The sequence below is a fragment of the Klebsiella sp. 10-1 genome, assembly GCF_009758445.1.
GTDB lineage: Bacteria > Pseudomonadota > Gammaproteobacteria > Enterobacterales > Enterobacteriaceae > Klebsiella > Klebsiella scottii.
The window spans coordinates 389,584-410,407 of sequence record NZ_WQRE01000001.1 but is presented as its reverse complement, the minus strand read 5'-3'; the positions used below and the strand labels follow the sequence as shown (position 1 = coordinate 410,407).

The 20,824-nt window shown below is 62.1% G+C and carries 20 protein-coding genes; 8 read left to right on the top strand and 12 right to left on the bottom strand.

Annotation, left to right across the window (positions count from 1 at the left end; all coding sequences use genetic code 11):
- Positions 1 to 21: 21 nt before the first annotated feature.
- Genes GO007_RS01905 through GO007_RS01890 form a run of 4 tightly spaced genes read left to right on the top strand, consistent with a single transcriptional unit; the run spans position 22 to position 3,424 of the window.
- A complete protein-coding gene (locus GO007_RS01905; RefSeq protein ID WP_223261743.1) occupies positions 22 to 1,071 on the top strand; it encodes an ABC transporter permease in 1,050 nt (349 codons plus the stop codon).
- Entirely contained in the window at positions 1,071 to 1,904 is an 834-nt protein-coding gene (locus GO007_RS01900) for an ABC transporter permease (RefSeq protein WP_095094847.1), read from the top strand. Before GO007_RS01905 ends, GO007_RS01900 begins: the two co-directional genes overlap by 1 nt.
- Positions 1,897 to 2,733: an ABC transporter ATP-binding protein gene (locus GO007_RS01895; RefSeq protein WP_095094845.1), complete on the top strand. Its 837-nt coding sequence runs from the start codon at positions 1,897 to 1,899 to the stop codon at positions 2,731 to 2,733. The genes GO007_RS01900 and GO007_RS01895 overlap by 8 nt, the downstream gene beginning before the upstream one ends.
- Entirely contained in the window at positions 2,720 to 3,424 is a 705-nt protein-coding gene (locus GO007_RS01890) for an ABC transporter ATP-binding protein (RefSeq protein ID WP_095094843.1), read from the top strand. The genes GO007_RS01895 and GO007_RS01890 overlap by 14 nt, the downstream gene beginning before the upstream one ends.
- 65 nt (positions 3,425 to 3,489) lie before the next feature.
- Here GO007_RS01890 and GO007_RS01885 read toward each other — a convergent pair whose 3' ends face one another.
- Entirely contained in the window at positions 3,490 to 4,827 is a 1,338-nt protein-coding gene (locus GO007_RS01885) for an aspartate aminotransferase family protein (protein WP_095094841.1), read from the bottom strand.
- Between the two features lie 180 nt (positions 4,828 to 5,007).
- Here GO007_RS01885 and GO007_RS01880 point away from each other — a divergent pair, with 180 nt between their 5' ends.
- A complete protein-coding gene (locus tag GO007_RS01880; protein WP_095094839.1) occupies positions 5,008 to 5,772 on the top strand; it encodes an SDR family NAD(P)-dependent oxidoreductase in 765 nt (254 codons plus the stop codon).
- 50 nt (positions 5,773 to 5,822) lie between these two features.
- Here GO007_RS01880 and GO007_RS01875 read toward each other — a convergent pair whose 3' ends face one another.
- From GO007_RS01875 to GO007_RS01860, 4 genes are read right to left on the bottom strand one after another with little or no spacing between them, the layout of a single operon-like run.
- Entirely contained in the window at positions 5,823 to 6,584 is a 762-nt protein-coding gene (locus GO007_RS01875) for an amino acid ABC transporter ATP-binding protein (protein WP_095094837.1), read from the bottom strand.
- Entirely contained in the window at positions 6,577 to 7,242 is a 666-nt protein-coding gene (locus GO007_RS01870; RefSeq protein WP_095094835.1) for an amino acid ABC transporter permease, read from the bottom strand. The genes GO007_RS01875 and GO007_RS01870 overlap by 8 nt, the downstream gene beginning before the upstream one ends.
- A gap of 13 nt (positions 7,243 to 7,255) precedes the next feature.
- Complete coding sequence (locus GO007_RS01865; protein WP_095094833.1) at positions 7,256 to 7,897, bottom strand: amino acid ABC transporter permease; 642 nt, start codon at positions 7,895 to 7,897, stop codon at positions 7,256 to 7,258.
- 47 nt (positions 7,898 to 7,944) lie between these two features.
- Entirely contained in the window at positions 7,945 to 8,796 is an 852-nt protein-coding gene (locus tag GO007_RS01860) for a transporter substrate-binding domain-containing protein (protein ID WP_095094831.1), read from the bottom strand.
- Between the two features lie 232 nt (positions 8,797 to 9,028).
- Between GO007_RS01860 and pdxR the strand changes: the two genes are divergently transcribed.
- Positions 9,029 to 10,495, top strand: a complete 1,467-nt coding sequence (pdxR, locus tag GO007_RS01855; protein ID WP_095094829.1) for a MocR-like pyridoxine biosynthesis transcription factor PdxR — start codon at positions 9,029 to 9,031, stop codon at positions 10,493 to 10,495.
- A 28-nt stretch (positions 10,496 to 10,523) separates the two neighbouring features.
- Here pdxR and GO007_RS01850 read toward each other — a convergent pair whose 3' ends face one another.
- The 7 genes from GO007_RS01850 to GO007_RS01820 are packed head-to-tail and all read right to left on the bottom strand — an operon-like array spanning position 10,524 to position 18,564.
- The gene (locus GO007_RS01850; RefSeq protein ID WP_095094827.1) at positions 10,524 to 11,792 is read right to left on the bottom strand and encodes a Zn-dependent hydrolase; all 1,269 of its coding nucleotides are present in this window, start codon (positions 11,790 to 11,792) and stop codon (positions 10,524 to 10,526) included.
- Positions 11,782 to 12,966 carry an amidase gene (locus tag GO007_RS01845; protein ID WP_095094825.1) on the bottom strand — a complete coding sequence of 395 codons (1,185 nt, stop codon included), beginning with the start codon at positions 12,964 to 12,966 and terminating at the stop codon, positions 11,782 to 11,784. The genes GO007_RS01850 and GO007_RS01845 overlap by 11 nt, the downstream gene beginning before the upstream one ends.
- Before the next feature lie 18 nt (positions 12,967 to 12,984).
- Positions 12,985 to 13,995: an ABC transporter ATP-binding protein gene (locus GO007_RS01840; protein ID WP_095094823.1), complete on the bottom strand. Its 1,011-nt coding sequence runs from the start codon at positions 13,993 to 13,995 to the stop codon at positions 12,985 to 12,987.
- Positions 13,985 to 15,028: an ABC transporter ATP-binding protein gene (locus tag GO007_RS01835; protein WP_095094821.1), complete on the bottom strand. Its 1,044-nt coding sequence runs from the start codon at positions 15,026 to 15,028 to the stop codon at positions 13,985 to 13,987. Before GO007_RS01835 ends, GO007_RS01840 begins: the two co-directional genes overlap by 11 nt.
- A 3-nt stretch (positions 15,029 to 15,031) precedes the next feature.
- Positions 15,032 to 15,925 carry an ABC transporter permease gene (locus GO007_RS01830; RefSeq protein WP_095094819.1) on the bottom strand — a complete coding sequence of 298 codons (894 nt, stop codon included), beginning with the start codon at positions 15,923 to 15,925 and terminating at the stop codon, positions 15,032 to 15,034.
- Between the two features lie 2 nt (positions 15,926 to 15,927).
- Positions 15,928 to 16,881, bottom strand: a complete 954-nt coding sequence (locus tag GO007_RS01825) for an ABC transporter permease (protein WP_045854382.1) — start codon at positions 16,879 to 16,881, stop codon at positions 15,928 to 15,930.
- Positions 16,882 to 16,899: 18 nt separating this feature from the next.
- Positions 16,900 to 18,564 carry an ABC transporter substrate-binding protein gene (locus GO007_RS01820; RefSeq protein WP_095094817.1) on the bottom strand — a complete coding sequence of 555 codons (1,665 nt, stop codon included), beginning with the start codon at positions 18,562 to 18,564 and terminating at the stop codon, positions 16,900 to 16,902.
- A gap of 362 nt (positions 18,565 to 18,926) precedes the next feature.
- Between GO007_RS01820 and GO007_RS01815 the strand changes: the two genes are divergently transcribed.
- On the top strand, positions 18,927 to 20,042 hold the full coding sequence (locus GO007_RS01815) for a YbdK family carboxylate-amine ligase (RefSeq protein ID WP_095094816.1): 1,116 nt from the start codon (positions 18,927 to 18,929) through the stop codon (positions 20,040 to 20,042).
- A gap of 49 nt (positions 20,043 to 20,091) precedes the next feature.
- Positions 20,092 to 20,820 (top strand): phosphodiester glycosidase family protein, encoded by a 729-nt coding sequence (locus GO007_RS01810; protein WP_095094814.1) that lies wholly within the window; start codon positions 20,092 to 20,094, stop codon positions 20,818 to 20,820.
- Positions 20,821 to 20,824: the final 4 nt, after the last annotated feature.

Sequence of the window (20,824 nt, the reverse complement as noted above, 5' to 3'; positions counted from 1 at the left end):
CTCTTTACCTACGGAATAACCATGTCTGCTGTTTCACCCACCGGAGCGGAGCGGCGCGCAAAGCGCCCTCTGCTCGCGCTATTTCAGGGGCTGCTCACCCTGGCGCTAACTCTGCTCGGCCTGCTGCTGGTGACCTTCGCGCTCTCGGCGCTGTCGCCGGTTGACCGGGTTCTGCAAATCGTCGGCGACCACGCCAGCCAGTCCACCTACGATCAGGTACGCCACCAGCTCGGCCTTGACCGGCCGCTGCCGGTACAGTTCTGGCACTATCTCACCCGGCTCGCGCACGGCGATCTTGGCACCGCCAGCGCCACCGGTCAGCCGGTGCTTCACGACCTGCTCTCCACCTTCCCGGCGACGCTCGAACTGGCGACGCTGGCGCTGATTATTGGCGCCCTGCTTGGCGTCATTGCCGGCGTGCTCTGCGCCCGCTACGTCGGCTCGCCGTGGGACCTGGCGGTACGCACCTTTACCCTGCTCGGCAACTCGGTGCCGATTTTTTGGCTCGGCCTGCTGATGCTGGCGCTGTTCTACGCCAGGCTGCAGTGGACGCCTGGCCCGGGGCGGCTGGACGATATCTATCAGTACAGCGTCGAGCCGCGCACTGGATTTGCGCTGATTGACACCTGGCTGTCGGGTGACAAAGAGGCGTTTAAAAATGCCGTCGGCCACCTGCTGCTGCCGGTGCTGCTGCTGGCCTACTACTCGCTGGCCAGCATCACCCGCCTGACGCGATCCGCATGCCTGAGCGAGATGAACAAAGAGTACATCCTGCTGGCGCGCGCCAAAGGGGCCAGCGAAATGACGATCCTGTTGCGCCACGTGCTGCCCAATATTCGCGGCACCCTGCTGACGGTGATCGCTCTGGCCTACACCGCCATGCTTGAAGGCGCGGTGCTCACCGAAACCGTCTTCTCATGGCCGGGAATTGGGCGCTATCTGACCACCGCGCTGTTTGCCGGCGACACCACGGCGATCATGGGCGGCACGCTGCTGATTGGCGCCAGCTTCGTCCTGATTAATAACCTCACCGACCTGCTGGTACGGTTAACCGACCCGAGGGTGCGCTGATGCCGACCTGGTTGTTTTTACGCCGCCTGCGCCGCTCCCCCGCCGCCTTCTGCGGGCTGGTGATTATTCTGCTGCTGGTGCTGGTGGCGCTGTTCGCGCCGTGGCTGGCGCCGCTGGACCCCAACTGGCAGGATGCCGCCGCCCGCCTGCAGGGGCCGGGAGCCCAACACTGGCTCGGCACCGACAGCTACGGCCGCGACCTGCTTTCGCGCCTGATCTATGGCGCCCGGCCGGCGCTAGGGCTGGTCGCGCTGGTCACCCTGATTACCCTTCCAGCCGGCCTGCTGGTGGGCATTCTCTCCGGCTACTACGGCGGCTGGCTGGAACGCGGACTGATGCGCTTTACCGACGTGGTGATGTCGATGCCGCGGCTGATTCTGGCCTTTGCCTTTGTCGCCATGCTCGGCCCGGGTCTGGTCAACGGCGCGCTGGCGCTGGCGCTCACCACCTGGCCGGCCTACGCCCGCCAGGCGCGGAGCGAAATTCAGCGCCTGCGCCATAGCGACTACCTGGCGGCGGCGGAAATGATGGGCATTCGCGGCTGGCGGCTGCTGATGGGCCATATTCTCCCGCTGTGCCTGCCTTCGGCCATCGTGCGCCTGGCGCTGGATCTGGCGGGCATTATCCTCGCCGCCGCCGGGCTGGGCTTTCTTGGCCTCGGCGCCCGCCCGCCGATGGCGGAATGGGGGGCGATGATCGCCGATGGAATGCAGGTGATTTTCGACCAATGGTGGATCGCCGCCGCGCCCGGGGCGGCGATCCTGATCGCCAGCCTGGCGTTTAACCTGCTGGGCGACGGCCTGCGCGACGTTCTGGAGCCGCAACATGACTGATATCCGACTCAACGTCCAGGGGCTCTCCATTGATTACCCCGGCGCCCGGGTGGTGAACGATTTAAGCTTTACGCTCGGCAACGAGCGCCTGGCGCTGGTTGGCGAATCGGGTTCCGGGAAATCGATGACCGCCCGCGCCCTGATGGGGCTGGTGCGCAGGCCGGGCGTGGTCAGCGCCGGCGCGCTCAACGTGCTGGGCCGCGACGCGCTAACCCTCAACAACCGCGGCTGGCGCGCGCTGCGCGGCAACGATATGGCGCTGGTGCTGCAGGACCCGCGCTATGCGCTAAACCCGGTGCTCAGCATCCAGGCGCAGCTGGAGGAGGCGCTAACGCTGCACCAGCGCCTGAACCGCCGCCAGCGGCTGGAGGCGGTAAAAGCCGCCGTTGCCGCCGTGGGCCTCGATTTACCGGTGCTCGGCCGCTATCCGGGGGAGCTCTCCGGCGGCATGGGCCAGCGGGTGATGATTGCCCTGGCGCTGCTCAACAACCCGAAGGTGCTGATTGCCGATGAGCCAACCTCGGCCCTCGACGCCCGCCTGCGCAGCCAGATCCTCGAACTGCTGGTTGAACAGTGCGAGCAGCGGCAGATGGCGATGCTGCTGATCAGCCACGACCTGCCGCTGGTGGCCGAACACTGCCATCGGGTGCTGGTGATGTATCAGGGGGCGCAGGTCGACGAGATGGCGGCGCGCGACCTGCCTGCGGCCACCCACCCGTATACCCGCACGCTGTGGACCTGCCGTCCCGACGCGCAGACCTACGGCCAGATGCTGCCGACCCTCGACAGAAATCAATCCTTTACGGAGGCGGCGCATGACGGTCGTTAATCTCGCAGCGTTACAGGTTATTTTCGGCGATAAAACGGCGGTTTCTGCCGCCAGCTTTAGCGTTGACGCCGGGGAGACCTTCAGCCTGATCGGCGCTTCCGGCTGCGGAAAATCCACCATTTTGCGGGTACTCGGCGGCCTGCAGCGCGACTGGAGCGGCGACGTCGCGCTGTTCGGCAAAGCCATTACGCCGGGCGTTCGCTTTCAGGGCCAGCTGCGGCGCAACGTGCAGATGGTGTTTCAGGACCCGTACGCCTCGCTGCATCCAAACCATACCCTGTGGCGCACCCTCGCGGAGCCGCTGAAAATTCACGGCATCAGCGATATTGAGCAGCGGGTCACCACCGCGCTGGAGCAGGTAGGGCTGCCCGCCGATGCCGCGCGCCGCTATCCGCACCAGCTTTCCGGCGGCCAGCGCCAGCGCGTGGCGATTGCCCGCGCGCTGCTGCTGCGCCCGCAGATTCTGCTGCTGGATGAGCCGACGTCGGCGTTGGATATGTCGGTACAGGCGGAGATCCTCAACCTGCTGAACCGGCTGAAGCAGGAACACGGTATGACCTACCTGCTGGTCAGTCACGACGCGGACGTGGTGGCCCATATGTCGGACCGGGCGGCGTTTATGGCGGAAGGGGCGATCCAGCGCTTCTTCAACCGCGAAGCGCTGGTCAACGGCGAGCATCGAATGAACTGAGGTTGTCGATCCGCAGGCCGCCCCGGCGTAAATGCCCAATCCGGGAGGCGGCCGCGGCGCGTGTTCTACTTCGCCAGATCGGCAAACCGGGCGAACACCGCGTCAAAAATAGCCAGCCCTTTTTCGACCTGCTCGGCGCTGATGGTGCAGGGCGGTACCACGTGGATCCGGTTTTCCACCACGAAGGCCAGCAGTCCGGCCTCGGTTAATGCGCCCTTAATCGCCGCCATATCGGAGGCGGCCAGCGGCGTTTTCTGCGCGCGGCTGCTGACCAGCTCCAGCGCCTGGAACAGCCCGCGCCCGCGCACGTCGCCGATGATAGCGTGCTTTTGCGCCAGCGCCTCCAGCCCCTGGCGCAGCACGCCGTTGCCAATCGTCGCCGCATTTTCGACGATCTTTTCCTCTTTCATCGCGTCGATAGTGGCCACAATGGCCGCCATCGCCAGCGGGTGGCCGGAGTAGGTCAGGCCGCCGGCAAAGAAATGATCGTCAAAGTGACGGGCTATCGGCTCGCTAATCAGCACGCCCCCCGCAGGCACGTAGCCGGCGTTAACCCCTTTGGCGAAGGTCACCAGATCCGGCACAACGCCATCCTGTTCAAAGGCGAACCAGCTGCCGGTGCGGCCAAAGCCGGCCATCACTTCATCAAGGATCAGCACGATGCCAAACTCGTCGGCCAGCGCCCGCACGCCCTGCATATAGCCATCCGGCGGCACGAGGATCCCGGCGGTGCCCGGAATAGACTCCAGCAGGATCGCGGCGATAGCGCCAGGGCCTTCGCACTCGATCATTCTGCGCAGGTGCGCCAGCGCGCGCTGGCACTCCTCCTCTTCGCTGGCGGCATTAAATTCGCTGCGATAGAGGTACGGGTTGAAGAAGTGAACGTGGCCGCGCGAATACTCGTTCGGCACCCGACGCCAGTCGCCGGTGGCGGCAATCGCGCTGCCGGTATTGCCATGATAGGAGCGGTAGGCGGACAGCACCTTATCGCGCCCGGTATACAGCCGCGCCATGCGGATCGCATTTTCGTTGGCGTCCGCGCCGGCGTTGGTGAAGAACACCTTGCTAAAGCCTTCCGGCGCCAGCTCAACGATGCGCTTCGCCGCTTCGCCGCGGGCGAGGTTGGCGGTAGCCGGCGCGATGGTCACCAGCTCCTCCAGCTGCGCCTTCATCGCCGCCAGCACCCGAGGATGCTGATAGCCGATATTGACGTTGACCAGCTGGCTGCTGAAATCAAGGTACGTTTTACCTTCGTAATCCCACAGCTCGCAGCCTTTGGCTCCGGCAATCACCAGCGGGTTTAAATTGCCCTGCATCGACCATGAGTGAAATACATAAGCGCGATCCAGTTGGCGTACGTCATCGTTGCTTACCGATACATCGTCTTGTAGTGCCAGCTTCATACCCTGCCCCTCTGATGGCGTTGTTGTTGTCCCTATCATTGGGCGCATTGCCGAAAAAGGGATAGAGCCAGTGCGCGGCAGGCGATGTGACACGGTGTCACATCGCCGCATGACGACTGGCCCTGTGCGCGCCCGCCGCGGATTTTTATAGTGGGTGAACCAGGCACACAGGAGAATGAAATGACGACCAACAACGTGGTATTTATTACCGGGGCAACCTCGGGTTTTGGCGAAGCGGCGGCGCAGGTTTTTGCCGAGGCGGGCTGGTCGCTGGTGCTCAGCGGCCGCCGTCTGGCGCGGCTGGAGAAGCTGAAGGATGCGCTGAGCCAAAAGGTGCCGGTGCATATTATCGAGCTCGACGTGCGCGACAGCGATGCGGTGGAGGCGGCGGTGGCCGCGCTGCCGGCGGCCTTCGCCGATATCAAAACCTTGATTAACAACGCCGGGCTGGCGCTGTCGCCGCAGCCGGCGCAAAAGGTTGACCTGCAGGACTGGAAAACGATGATCGATACCAACGTCACCGGGCTGGTCAACGTCACCCACGCGCTGCTGCCGACGCTGATTAAGCACGGCGCCGGGGCCTCGATTATCAACATCGGCTCTATCGCCGGCCAGTGGCCCTATCCCGGCAGCCACGTCTACGGCGCAAGCAAAGCGTTCGTGAAGCAGTTCAGCTATAACCTCCGCTGCGACCTGCTGGGGACCGGGGTGCGGGTCACCGACCTCGCGCCGGGGATCGCCGAGACCGAATTCACCCTGGTACGCACCAAAGGTGACCAGGCGGCATCCGATAACCTCTATCGCGGCACCACGCCGCTGAGCGCGCAGGATATTGCCGAACAGATGTTCTATATCGCCACCCTGCCGGATCATATGAATATCAACCGCGTGGAGGTGATGCCGGTACGTCAGGCCTGGCAGCCGTTCGCCATCGATCGCGATTAAAACAGCGTATTGAACAGGCCCGGTCGGCCAGCCGACCGGGCTTTTTAGTGCTAGCGGCTGCTCTGCAAAAACTGCCGTACCCGCTCGGAGTCCGGATTAGTGAAGAACTTCTCCGGCGGCGCTTTCTCAATCAGCAGCCCTTTCTCAAGAAACACCACCTCATCGGATACCTGACGAGCAAAGTCCATCTCGTGGGTCACCACCACCATCGTGTAGCCCTCGGCCGCCAGCGCTTTCATCACCCCCAGCACTTCGTTGACCAGCTCAGGGTCCAGCGCCGAGGTGGGCTCATCGAAGAGAATCACTTCCGGCGACATGGCCAGCGAGCGGGCAATCGCCACCCGCTGCTTCTGCCCGCCTGACAGGGTGATCGGATAGACATCCGCTTTGTGCGCCATGCCGACTTTCTCCAACTGACGCAGGGCCATCTCATTGGCTTCGCCGCGCTTCATTCCCTTCACGTGCAGCAGGGCTTCGCTGACGTTCTGCTGCACGGTCAGGTGCGGCCACAGGTTAAAGCTCTGGAATACCATGCCCACCCGCTCTCGCACCTTTGACAGCTGGCGGTGGGACATGGCCCGGCCGCTGCGTTCATCAACCCCGAGGCGCAGGCCGCCGATATGGATCTCGCCGCGATCCGGCTGCTCCAGCCAGTTCATGCAGCGCAGCAGCGTCGATTTTCCGGACCCCGACGACCCCAGAATGCTGACCACCGTGCCTTTTTCAACCGTCAGGTTGATGTCGCGGAGCACTTCAATATTATCAAACTGTTTGGAGACATTTTTAATGCTGACAGCGGTTGAATCAGGCATGGCTCATTCCTCTTTTCGCTCCCCAGGCGCTCAGCCGCTTAACAAGCAGCTCCAGCAGAATGCCGATCGCCCAGTAGAGCGCAATGGCGACGATAAACGCGTTAAACGGGATAAAATAGGTCGCCTGGACGCTGTTAGCGGCGGCGGTAATTTCCTGGACGGTGATAATGCTCAGAAACGCGGTATCTTTCAGGCAAATAATCAGCTGGTTGCCCATCAGCGGCAGCGATGATGAAACGATATTGGGCAGAATAATGCGGATAAATATTTTGTAGCGCGAAAAGCCCTGGGCCACCGCCGCCTCAATATAGCCGCTGGAGAAGACCCGCCGCTGGCTGCGCAGTATTTCAAAGAAATAGGCGCCATGATAAATAATCAGAGCCACCAGCCCTGCCGTCCAGGCCTCCAGGCTGATACCGATTTCGGGCAGTCCGTAATAAAGCAGATACGCGAGAATTAAAAAAGGAATGGCCCGCATCAGGCTGACGAAGCCGATAATGAGCCGGTTAAGGAACTTCTTCTGATATTCGGTGAGATAGCACAGCACAATCCCGATAAATAAACCGGCCAGCGCCGCGATGATAAATAGTTCAAGGGTGGCAAACAAACCGGCAATAAAGCTGTCGCGCACCGACCAGATAACGGCCCACTGATTCATAGGATCTCCTGTTTTAGCGCGCCAGGCGTTTAGCTTTGCGTTCCGCCATACTCTGCAGCTTCAGCAGCAGCCCGATAATGACCACATACAGCAGCCCCGCGGCGAGGATCGGCGATAAAGGTTCGTAGGTCACCGAGGAGATACGGTTTGTGACGCGGGTTAAGTCCACCACCCCAATCACCGCAATCGCCGGGCTGCCTTTGATCAGAAAGGACATTTCGTTAACCAGCGCCGGCAGGCTCTCGATCCACATTTGCGGCAGCATGATGTAGCGGAAGTAGGTCCAGCGCCGCATGCCGACGGATTCCGCGGCCTCGCGTTGCTCGCGGGGAAAGGTGCGAAACGCGTTGCGCCAGATCTCGGCGTTAAATGCCGAGGTATTCAGCGTCAGCGCCACGATTGCCGACAGGTTCTTATCGAGATTGATCCCCACCGTCGGTAGCGAAAGGAACAGAAACAGCACCAGCGTCACCAGCGGCGTGGCGCGGGCAAGGCTGATATAGACGACCAGCAGCTGATCGATAAGCGGAATTCGCAGCATCCGTACCAGCGCGATCAGCAGGCCAATCACCACCCCGAGGGCGATGGCGATAGCCGAAATCCAGAGGGTCGTCCACGCGCCTTCAATCAATAACTGCCAGGAAATTGCATCCATGTGGCCCTCCTTCGCATCAACAGGCGGCGGTTGCCCGCCGCGACATGTTACAGACCCGCCAGCTTATGGAACTGCTCAGGGCTGGTTATCGCCTCCGTCGGGAGGTTGTCGTAGGTTTCACCAAACCATTTTTTCTGCAGCTCTGCGAGGCGGCCAGTTTCTCGCATATGGTTGATAAATTTGGTCATATAGGCCAAAAGCTGCGGTGAGTTTTTAGGAATAGGCCACGCCATATAGCCCGGACCGGAAACCGCCAGCCCTTTGGCAAAAACCTTGGGCTTAGACTTCGCCAGGTCGTTCACCGAAATCACCACGTTAATCACGTAATCAAGGCGCTTGTTGGCAAGATCCGCGTAGGCTTCCGGGTAAGAGGGATACTCCACCACCGGCCCGAGCTTGCCGCCGGTTTTCTCCAGCATCGCTTTCAGCTCCGGCAGCCGCGCCAGCAGCGCGCTGCCGGCCTGCAGGCCAACCTTTTTGCCGCTAAGCGCGGCGATGGTATCGAGGGAGTTATCCCCGGCGCGTTTCACGAAATAGTGCTGCGCCGATGCCCACGGCGGAGTGAAGTCAAACACCTTCAGCCGGTCGTCGGTAATCACCGCGCCGGTGAGGGCCATATCGTACTGGCCGGTTGAGACCGCCGCTAGCAGGCCGGTCCACGGCAGGATGCTCTGGTCGACGTTGAATTTCGCATATTTACGCAATTCATCGAGCATATCTTTGTTAAAACCATCTGCCTGGCCATTATTCATAAAGTTAAAAGGCGCGTAATCATCTTCGGTCGCGACTTTCAGGGTACCCGCTTTTTCGATTGCCGGAAGATCGGCGGCGGCTGCGTGATAAGAAAAGGCCATTGCCATAACGGCGCCCAGACAAACTGAACCCAATGATTTGTTCATCAATCTACCCCTCATTAATTCGCCAGACTGGTTCACTCCGGAACACGGAAAGGTTTTGCAAAATATGTGCCGACGGACGTTCCGGTCCACGACCGATAGATGGTTTCTTACTGTATGGAGCGTTTTCAATTTCTCCATAGAGCCAGATTCGCCGCGTAGATGTGTCAGTCATTTTCAGGGTGGTATGGAGTTTGCAACATGCCCGATACCGTTTTTGCGTAAGGAGCTGAGCATGATCCGTCACCTTTTACACGTCGATTTCGACCCGCATCGCGGGCTGCAGGAACAGGTACGAGAGACGCTGATTAACGCCATTCTGAGCGGTATCTTCGCCGCCGATACCCCGCTCCCCTCCTGCCGCCAGCTGGCCAGCCAGCTGCGGGTCTCGCGCAATACCACGGCCCTGGTTTTTGAAAGCCTGGTCAACGAAGGCTATCTCATCAGCCGGCCGCGCAGCGGGTTCTATCTGCACCCGGATTATCCGCAGCCCACCGCCGGCGCCGCCGTTCAGAGTGCACCGGAAGACGAGGCCGCTGCACCACGCTGGGGCACCCGGCTGCAGATGACGCCCAGCCAGCAGGAGTCGATCCTCAAACCCGCCGGCTGGATGAACTACCGCTATCCGTTTATCTACGGCCAGCCGGATACCCGCCAGTTCCCGCTGGCGACCTGGCGCTCGGCGGCCAACTGGCTGCACGGCGGCGTGCGCGATCCGGCATGGGTGGTCGATCACGTTGACCAGGACGTGCCGATGCTGATTGAGCAAATCCGCACCCGGGTGCTGCCGAAGCGCGGAATTGTGGCCGCTGCGGATGAAATCCTGATCACCCTCGGTTCGCAGAACGCGCTGTACCTGCTCACCCGTCTGCTGATGTCCTCCGCGACCCGGGTCGGCGTGGAGAATCCCTGCTTTCGCGAAGCGATTAATACTTTCCTGCTGGCGGATGCCGACATCGTGCCGCATCCGGTGGATGACGAAGGGATTGTGCTCAACGACGCCCCCTGCGATTACTACTACGTGACTCCCGGCCACCAGGTCCCCACCGGCGTGGCGATGAGTAAGGCCCGGCGCAGCCAGCTGCTGGAGTACGCCGCGAGCCATGACGCGGTGATCGTTGAGGATGATTACGATTCGGAGAGTAACTTTATGCTCAACCCGCTGCCGGCGCTGAAGGCCAGCGATCGTAGCGGGCGCGTGGTGTACGTCAGCAGCCTGTCAAAAGCGCTGTCGCCGGGGCTGCGCCTGGGCTTTATGGTGGCCGACCCGGATCTTATCGACGAGGCGCGGGCGCTGCGGCGCCTGATCTATCGCCATCCGCCCACCAATATTCAGTATCAGATGGCGCACTTCCTCGCCCAGGGGCACTATGAAACGCACCTGCGGCGCTACCATTACGATTCGGCCCAGCGCTGGGATCGGCTCAATAGCGCCCTGCAGAACCATCTCCCGGACTGCCGGATCATACCCGGCAGCGAGTACGCCAACGCCTTTTGGCTGGCGACGCCGGAACATATCAATACCCAGCAGCTCACCTGGCGCGCCGCCCATGCGGGAGTGCTGATTGAGCCCGGCGCGCGCCATTTTCTCAGCGACGCTCCGCCGGATAACTTCTTTCGTATGGGGTTCCACGCCATCAACCCCGACGCCATCGAACAGGGGGTTGAGGTGCTGTGCGGCCAGCTGGAGCAGATGGGGTAGCCCGGCTAAGGGCTACCGTTGCGCAGGACTATACCGCCCGGGCGTATTGCAGCATCACCTGCAGCAGCACGTTAGCGCCGGCGGTGACGTGTTCCGGCGAGGCGTACTCGATTTCGTTATGGCTGATGCCGTCCTTGCAGGGGATAAAAATCATGCCGGTTGGCGCCAGATAGCTCATGTACACCGCATCATGCCCGGCGCCGGAGACGATCGCCCGGGCCGGATAGCCCAGCCGCTGCGCCGCTGCGGCAATCGCGGCCTGACAATCCGGATTGAACGGCGCGGCCGGATAGTGGCTGACCTCTTTCAGCGCCACCGCGAGGCCGCTCTCCTGTTCGACTTTGGCGATAAACTCCCGCAGCTGGCGGTCCATCTCATCCACCAGCTCGTCGCTGAGATTGCGCATATCAATAGAGAAGGCCACTTCGCCCGGCACCACGTTGCGGCTGTTCGGATACACCTGCACCCGGCCAACGGTCCCGCGCCCCTCTTCGCTGCGCCCGGCGATCGCCACCACCTCCTGCATAATGTGGGTTGCCACCTGCAGGGCGTCTTTTCGCAGGCGCATCGGCGTCGGCCCGGCGTGAGACTCCTGGCCGCTGACCACGCAGTCGTACCAGCGAATGCCCAACACGCCCTGCACCACGCCAATCACCTTCTCTTCGGCTTCGAGGATCGGGCCCTGCTCAATATGCGCTTCAAAATAGGCGCCGACCGGCCGATCCCCCGGCGTCTGGCTGCCGATATAGCCAATTCGCGCCAGCTCTTCGCCCACCGTTTTCCCTTCCGCATCCTGCACGGCATAGATATCTTCCAGCGCAAACACGCCGGCAAAGACCCCGGAGCCCATCATCACCGGTACAAAGCGCGAGCCCTCCTCGTTGGTCCAGAACACCACCTCAATCGGCGCTTCGGTTTCGATATCGAGGTCGTTCAGCGTGCGCACCACCTCCAGCGCCGCCAGCACGCCGTAGTTGCCGTCAAACTTGCCGCCAGTGGGCTGGGTATCGATATGGCTGCCGGAAACGATCGGCGGCAGCTGAGGGTTGCGCCCTTCCCGGCGCATAAAAACGTTGCCGATTTTATCAACGGTGACGCTCAGCCCGGCCTCTTTCGCCCAGCCGATCACCAGATCCCGCCCCTGCCTGTCGAGATCGGTTAAGGTCAGACGACAGCAGCCGCCTTTCGGCGTCGCGCCAATCTCCGCCAGCGCCATTAACGAATCCCACAGCCGTTCGCCGTTGACCCGATCGGCGTCAACCCCGGCGACCGGGGTAAAAAGGACATCACTGCTCATTGTCTTCTCCTTGCACAAAAGCGGCGGCCAGCTCCACCAGCAGACGATCGCTGCCGCGCGGCCCCAGGAATGAAATACCCAGCGGCAGGCCGCCCACCAGGGCGACCGGCAGCGTCACCTGCGGGCGCCGGGTCATAACGGAAATCAGCAACAGATCGTGCGACAGGCGGCGCACCGCCTCAATTTCATCGGCCTGCGCCGTCAGCAGCGGCGCGCCGTCAGGCACCGTCGGCAGCACTAAGATGGCCTCGCCCAGCTGCCGATCCCACCAGGCGCTGAAGCGGGCCCGCTGCTGGCAGGCGCTGTCGAACTGCGCCGCCGTCACCGCTTTCCCCCACAGGAACCGCTCGCGCACGTCCGGCCCCAGCTGCAGCCCGTAGCGCTCAATCGTCTCTCCCTGCGCCTGCCAGGCTTCATAACCCTGAATCTGGCGGAAGGCGAGATAGATATCGTCGACGTCCGGCAGCGGCGCGCTAAGCGAGGCTATTTCGCCAAAAGCGCGGCTCAGGCGCTGGCGTACCGGCAGCAGCGCCTGCTGGCTGCGCAGCGGCAGGCGTGAAAACAGCGCCTCGTGGCAGGCCAGCCTGACGTCATCGACCGCCGGGCGCTCGCCGCCGAGCAGGCATCCGGCGACGACGCTAAAGACCTCCGCCGAACGGGCAAAGAAGCCGCAGGTGTCCATCGTGGCGCACAGCGGCTGGCAGCCGTCGAGGGAGATCCCCCCGTGGGTTGGCCGCAGGCCGAACAGCCCGCAGTAGCTCGCCGGCGTGCGTACCGAACCGCCGGTGTCGGTGCCGAGGGCAAAATCGCAGGCCGCACTGGAGACCGCCGAGGCCGAGCCCGAGGAGGAGCCGCCGGGAATATGATTCGGCGCCGCGCCGTTGCGCGGGGTGCCGTAATGAACGTTGTGGCCGCTCATCGAATAGGCCAGCTCGCTGGTGTGGGTTTTGCCCATAAACCGCGCGCCGCTATCCAGCAGCGTCTGCACGACCGGCGCGGTGCGGCTTTTAATCCCGGAGAGCGCCAGCAGATGCGGATTACCGCCGCCGGTCGGGTAGCCCGCCACGTCGAACAGATCTTTTACCGCAAAGGTCATGCCGCTCAGCGGCCCGCTGTGCGCGTGCGGAACCGGGTGCGCCGGATAGGGCATAAACGCGCGAATATCATCCTGCATGCTTGTCTCCTTATTGCTTCAGGCGTACTGCGCCTGGTTCTCGACGCTGGCGGCCAGCTCCCGCCAGCGATGGCAGCTCACCACGTGACGCTGACCAACCTGCTCCGTCGCCGGCTGGCTTTGCCCGCAGACCGCCCTCGCATGGGGGCAGCGGTCGGCAAACGCGCAGCCCGCCGGCAGGCGCGCTAAGTCCGGCGGCGAGCCGGGGATGCAGCGCAGCGCATCGCCTTTTTTAAGCCCCTCTTTCGGGCGGCTGCCCAGCAGAACCTGGGTATAAGGGTGGCGCGGACGGTAGAGAATATCCTCCATCGACGCCTCTTCGACGATGCGCCCGGCGTACATCACCGCCACGCGGTCGGCAATTTCCACCGCGGCGCCGATGTCGTGGGTAACAAAGATAATCGACAGCCCGCGCTCCTTTTGCTGCTCGCGCAGCAGGATCAGGATCTGGATCTGCACCGTCGCGTCGAGGGCGGTGGTCGGTTCATCCGCCAGCAGCAGCTGCGGGTTGCACGACAGCGCGAGGGCGATCATCGCCCGCTGGCGCATCCCGCCGGACATCTCGTGCGGATAGGCATCCAGCCGCCGCTCGGGGCTCGGAATGCGCACCTGACGCAGCGCCTCCAGCGCCCGCTCCCTTGCCGCCGGGCGCGAAAGCCCTTCATGGCGGCGCAGGCCTTCGACGATCTGCTGGCCGACGGTATACACCGGATCGAAGGCCAGCAGCGGCTCCTGAAATATCATTGCGCAGCGCGCGCCGCGATAGCGCCGCAGCCGGGAAGCGCTCATCTCCAGCACCGCTTCGCCATCCACCCGCAGGGTTCCGGAAAGGACGCTGCTTTTGGGAGGATGCAGGCGCATCAGCGCTCTGAGGGTCACGCTTTTTCCGGAGCCGGACTCGCCAATCAGCGCCAGCACCTCGCCCTTTTGCACATCAAAAGAGACGCCGTTTACCGCATTGATCGTCTGACCGTCGCGGCGGAATTCAACCCGCAGATCGCGGATATGGACAAAGGCTTCATGCGACATGGCGTACCTCCCGTACGGCGATAGCGTGATGCCAGGGCGACGCCGGCTGCGCCATCAGGCAGGCGCTTTGATGCCCCTCCCCCACGCTTTCGAGGGCGGGTTTCACCTCGGCGCAGACCGTTCTGGCGTGCGGGCAGCGGGTATGGAAGCGGCAGCCCGCTGGCGGTGAAATCGGGCTGGGCGGATCGCCGCTGAGCGGCGAGGTCAGGGTGCGGTTTTTCGGGTCCATTGACGGCATCGAACTCAGCAGCGCCCGGGTATAGGGATGGGCCGAGGCGGTAAACAGCTGCTCCGCTGGCCCGATTTCCACCACCTCGCCGAGATACATCACCAGGATCCGATCCGACAGCCAGCGCACCACGTGCAGATCGTGGCTGATAAATACGTAGGTCAGCTCCAGCGTGCGCTTCAGCTCCTGCAACAGCTGCAGCACCTGCGCCTCCACCGATTTATCCAGCGCCGAGACCGCTTCGTCGAGGATCACCAGCCGCGGCTTCATCGCCAGCGCGCGGGCAATATTCACCCGCTGGCGCTGGCCGCCGGAAAGCTCGTGCGGATAGCGGTGGGCAAAGCGCCCCGGCTCAAGGCCAACGTGCGCCAGCAGATAGCGCGCGTACTCGCTGGCCTCCTTCGCGCTGACCCCGTGCACGCGCTGGCCGAAGGCAATGCTCTCCTCCATAGTCATCCGCGGGTTGAGCGAGGCGTAGCTATCCTGAAACACCATCTGCACCTGGCGACGGTACTCTTTCATCGGCAGGCGGGACGATCCCACCTCAAGTCCGTCGAAAACCAGCTCTCCGCGATCCTGGTTCAGGAGCTGCATTAGCAGCCGCGCGGTGGTTGATTTCCCGCAGCCCGACTCTCCGACGACGCCCAGCGTTTCGCCTTTGACCACCGTAAAGCTGACGTCATCCACCGCCTGCACCACTTCATGTCCCTTCCCGCCGCCGGCGCGAAAGTATTTCAACAGATTGTTGACCTGCAGCAGCGGCTGGGCCGGGCCGCCGAGGTCAATATTGACAAAAGGTTGCATCGTTTACTCCTTGATCGCCATCGCCGCGCGCAGGCGGTCCGCGAGGATATTGAACGAAATGGAGGTGATAAAAATCATCAATCCCGGCAGGGCCGCCACCCACGGCTGGGTATAAATCGCCGTGCGCAGCGTGTTGAGCATCAATCCCCACTCCGGCTCAGGCGGACGCACGCCCAGCCCAAGGAACGAGAGCCCGGAGGCGAGGATCATGCAGACCGAAATTAAACCGGTTGAGAAGACGAAGATCGGTCCCAGCACGTTGCCTAACACCTGAACCCGGATAATCGTCAAAGCACTGGCCCCGGTTGCCCGGGCGGCGTCGATATAGTCCATGTGCCGCACCTGGGCGGTGACGCTTTCGGCGATGCGCGCCACCTGCGGGACGAAAACCAGCGTTAACGACAGCAGCGCGTTGCCAATGCCCGCCCCCAGCGCGCCGGAGAGCGCAATCGCCAGCAGGACGGAGGGAAAGGCGTAAAACACGTCGATGGTGCGCATGATGATGGTGTTGGTTTTACCGCCCGCGTAGCCGGCGACGATGCCGATCGCTCCGCCGATGAAAAAGGCGAAGACCACCGGGACAATTCCCATAAACAGCGACAGCCGGGTGCCGAGAATCAGCCGCGACAGCATATCCCGGCCCAGCTCGTCGGAGCCCAGCGGAAAGCCGTCGGTGCCAATCGGCTTCAGGCGCAGAAACATCGACGTCTGGTAAGGGTCTTTCATTATCAGCCACGGGCCAAACAGCGCCAGAATAAGCAGCAGCAGAATAATTGACCCGACCGCCACGCCGCCGGGATCGCGCAGCAGGCGGCGGAATACGCCGCGCCAGTAGCCCTGCCGGGCGGGAATGGCCGGGGAAGCGGGTCGCGCTTTCGTCGTCAAGGTATCCACCATTGTCAGCTCCTCTTAATGCGCGGATCGAGGGCGGTTTGCAGAATATCCACCAGCAGATTGAGCAGCACAAAGAACAGCGCCAGCACCCAGATGGTGCCCTGCAGCAGCGGCAGATCGCGCTGGAAGATAGCGGTGTTGAGCAACAGACCGGTGCCGGGCCACGAGAACACCGTTTCCACCAGAATCGAGCCCCCCATCAGATACCCCACCTGCAGCCCCATGACCGCCAGCGCGGTCGGGGCGGCATTTTTCACCACGTGGAGGAAAATGCGCGATTCGCCCAGCCCGCGAGCGCGCAGCCCGACGATAAACTCCTGGCTCAGAATGTCGGCGACCTGCGAACGCACGGTGCGGGCAATGATCCCGGTCGGGATCACCGACAGGGTGATCGCCGGCAGCAGCATAAACTGCAGATGATCCCAATCCCACTGCCAGCCGATTTCGCCGATCGGCCCGCCGCCGGTGGCGGGTAAGACCGCCAGCTTGACGCTAAAGGCAATCACCAGCAGCATTCCCAGCCAGTAGTGCGGCACGCTGACGCCAAACACCGAGAGCACCGATGCCAGACGATCGATGATGCTGTTGCGAAAATAGCCGGCGACAAAGCCAAACAGGCTGCCGAGCACGAAGCCGATAATCGTCGCCAGCAGCGCCAGGCGCAGAGAGTAGCTGACGGCGGTCATCACTTCGCCGATCACCGGTCGTCCGGTGGCTACAGACATCCCTAAGTCGCCGTGCAGCGCCCGCCACAGCCAGTGAACGAACTGCAGCGGCAGCGGTTTATCAAAACCGTAGGCCTGCATCAGCGTCTGGCGCAGCGCCTCCGAGGCGTCCGGCGGCATCACCGACACCAGCGGATCCCCCGGCGCAATCTGCACCAGCATGAAACAGATTACCGCCACGCCGAGCATGGTCGGCACGGCCAGCAGAACGCGGTACAGCAGCGTATTGATCATCTTTGGCTCCCGTCACGATTACTCTTTCTTACTCACCAGGCTGAGATCGATAAACCAGCTCTGCGGCTGCACCACGCCGCTAACCGCCGGCGAAATTGCCCGCGGTCCCACGTCATGCGCGACGAACAGGAACGGGACCTGGTCCACCAGCGCGGCGTGGAGCTCGCCGGCCGCTTTGTTCATCTCTTCGGGGGTAAAGGCGTGCTTCACCGCCGTTGCCAGCTTTTCGGTTTCCGGGGTGGAGAAATAGCCCCAGTTCGTCGCCACCGGCGGGAACGCTTTGGCGGTTGAGAAGCGGATCATGCCGAAGTAAGGGTCGTTAACCGCCGCGCTGACGTTGATGGCATCAATGCCTTTTGCCGAAGGGTCTTTTGCCCCGAGGCGCCAGTTGGTGAACAGGGTGTTCCATTCGGTCACCTTGATGTCGACGTTAAAGAAGCAGCTTTTCAGGCTCTGCTGAATGTACTCATTCATCGGCAGCGGCTGCATCTGTCCGGAGCCGGACGCCGAGGTGGCGACGGTAACGTGCAGCGGTTTGCCGGTGCTGTACCCCGCTTCGGTCATCAGCTTACGGGCGGCTTCCGGGTCATATTTGATCTGGAAGGAGGGCTTGCCGTGCCACGGGCTGTCGGCCTCATAGACGCCGGTCGCTTCGGTCATATAGCCGCCAAGGTAGCTCTTCAGCTCCGCGCGGTTAAGGCACAGGTTGGCCGCCTTGCGCACGCGAATATCCTTCCACGGCGAGCCCTCTTCGAATGAGAACTGCCACGGCCACAGGTGCGGCTGGGTGTTGGCGTAGATTTTAAAGCCCTGGGCTTTGATTTGATCCACCGCGTCCGGGGCCGGAGCCTCAATCCAGTCCACCTGCTTCGACAGCAGCGCCGCGGTGCGGGCATTGGCCTCCGGCAGCGGGATCAGCACCACCTTATCGACCCGCGGGATGCGGTCTTTATTCCAGTAGTCCGGGTTTTTATCGAGGATCAGCTGCTGGCGAGGAACCAGTTTTTCCATTTTGAACGGGCCGCTGCCCACAGCATGGGCGGCGAACTCCGTCCACGCCAGCTTGCCGCGCGCGGCGGTATCGCCGGCGCTGGCCGGTACCGCGGCATACAGTTTCTGCCATGCCGTCGGCGAGACGATAAACAGGTTGGTAATGTTGTACGGCAGCAGGGCATCGGCTTCGGAAGTGGTGAGCGCGACGGTGCGATCGTCAATTTTTTCGGCCCCGGTCAGCGTCGGCATACGGGACAGCGTATTGCCGATCTGCCCTGGGGCATACTGCGGCGCATTTTTGTTTAAGACCTTATCGACGTTCCAGACGATGGCGTCGGCGTTAACGTCGGTACCGTCATGAAACTTCACGCCGGGGCGCAGGGTAAAGATCCAGCGGGTCTGATTTTGCGGGTCAACGTGCCACTCCGTCGCCAGGCCCGGTACCAGCCCGCTCGGTTTCTCCCCTTGTGAGAGGTCCCATTCCACCAGCGCATCGTACAGCGGGATCCCGGTGAAGCGGTTGCCTTCATAGCCCTGGTCAGGCTGGCCGAGGGTTAACGGGATGTCGGCCGCGGTCATCGCAATTCGCAGCGTTGAGGCGGTCGCCTGCAGGGAGGTCAGCAGCGCCAGCGCCCCAACCGCCGCGGCCACGGGGCGGAGTTTACGCATGGGTAAGGTATTTTTGAGCATCACAATGTCCCTGTTAAATAAAAAGTCGTTATTTAACAGGCAAGATGCATACCACATCTGAACGTCACGAAAATAAGTGTGAAAGCGCTTATAAAATAAGAATAAATTATGTTATCTACATGATATGTATTAATAAAATAATAACAGCTTATTCTCCCGCACCGCCATCGTGAAATATGTTGCAGAACTGCACCAGCTTATTTTGTCGCGGCAGGTAATAATAACGCAGCGGAAGCTTATATAAAATAAATTCATAATCCCCCTCAATTTATAAGCGTTTGTCCCACTCATCCGACGGGACAGGCTCTAAGCCGGAAAAATTTTACCTATACTTTTGGCATATCCGTACGCAAGGAATCGCCATGTCATTACCTGATTTTCACGTTTCGGCCCCTTTTACGCTCGGTATCGAGCTGGAGCTGCAGGTGGTCAACCCGCCGGGATACGATCTGAGCCAGGACTCCTCGGCGCTGATTGCGGCCGTGGAGGACGCCATTCCTGCCGGGGAGGTTAAGCACGATATCACCGAGAGCATGCTTGAGGTGGCGACGGGGATTTGCCACGACATTCACCAGGCGATGGCGCAGCTGACCACTATTCAGCAGGAGATACTGCGCGCCGGCGCGCAGCAGCATTTGCAAATATGCGGCGGCGGCACTCATCCGTTTCAGGCCTGGCAGCGCCAGCAGATCAGCAGCAACCCGCGCTACCTGAAGACCGTCGAGCACTTTGGCTACCTCGCGCAGCAGTCAACGGTGTTCGGCCAGCACGTCCACGTCGGCTGCCAAAACGGCGACGATGCGATTTATCTTGTCCACGGATTGTCGCGCTACGTGCCGCATTTTATTGCGCTTAACGCGGCATCTCCCTGGCTCGACGGAGCCGACAGCGGATTCGCCACCGCCCGCCTGAACCTCTTTTCCGCCTACCCTGACAACGGTCCGATGCCGTGGGTCACCGGCTGGCAGGCGTTTAACGGGCTGTTCCGGCGCCTCAGCTATACCAGCATGATCGACAGCATGAAGGATCTGCACTGGGATATTCGTCCCAGTCCGCGCTTCGGCACCGTTGAGGTGCGGGTGATGGATACCCCGCTGACCGTTGCGCAGGCGGTAAATATTGCCGGCTATATTCAGATCCTTGCCTGCTGGCTGCTGACGGAAAGGCCCTTTACCCCGCAGCCCGAAGACTATCTGCTCTATCCCTTCAACCGCTACCAGGCCTGCCGCTACGGCCTCGCGGGGATCGTCACCGACGTCCGCTCCGGCGAGCGGCGCACCGTCCGGGAGGAGATTTTACGCCTGGCGGATCGCCTGGTCCCCTTCGCCCACAGGCTCAATGCCACCAGCGCCCTCGACGCCATCGTCCGCCAGGCGCAGCAGGATCGCAGCGAAGCCCGGCGCATGCGCGAATTTGTCGCCAACGGCGGCTCGCTGATCGGCCTGGTGCAAAAGCACTGCGAGATCTGGGCGGCGTAGCGCCGGCAAAAAGGTATACTGCCCGCCTTAGCCGCTTCAAGGAATGCCCATGCTCCCGCGCCTCTCTCCGCGACTCGTCGCGCTGATGCTGTTACCGTTTTCGGCCTTTGCCGCCGGAAAATGCACCCTCACCGACCCGTCGCTGACGCTGCAAAGCTACGCCGTCAATCCGCAGCAGGAGCGGATCGCCATGTACTGGAAAAACGGCGACGGTAGCGCCTGGGGCTCCCTGCGATCGCTGCTGGCGGATATCAATCGCGACGGCCGCGTGCGGATGGCGATGAACGGCGGGATTTACGATAAAGCCTATGCCCCGCTGGGGCTGTATATCGAAAAGGGCAAACGGCTGACCGCGCTCAACCGCGCCTCCGGCGGCGGCAACTTTTTCATTCGTCCCGGCGGGGTCTTTTTTGTTAAAGGCCAGCAGGCGGGGATTGTCAGCATCGATAAATACCGGCCGTCGCCGGCCATCGATTACGCCGTGCAGTCCGGCCCGATGCTGATCGAAAACGGCAGGATAAACTGGCGGCTGAAGCCGTCGGCCGCCTCGCGCAAGCTGCGCAACGGCGTCGGCCTCACCCGCGAGGGACAGGTAATATTCATGCTCAGCGAGCGGGAAACCAATTTCTACGATTTCGCCTGCTACGCGCAGTCAAAGCTCAACGTCCGGCAGATGCTCTACCTCGACGGCACCATTTCGAAAATGTACCAGCGGGGCGGCGGCGTACCCTGGCAGTACCATCCGTTCGTCAGCATGATTACGGTGGAAGCCCGGTAGCGCC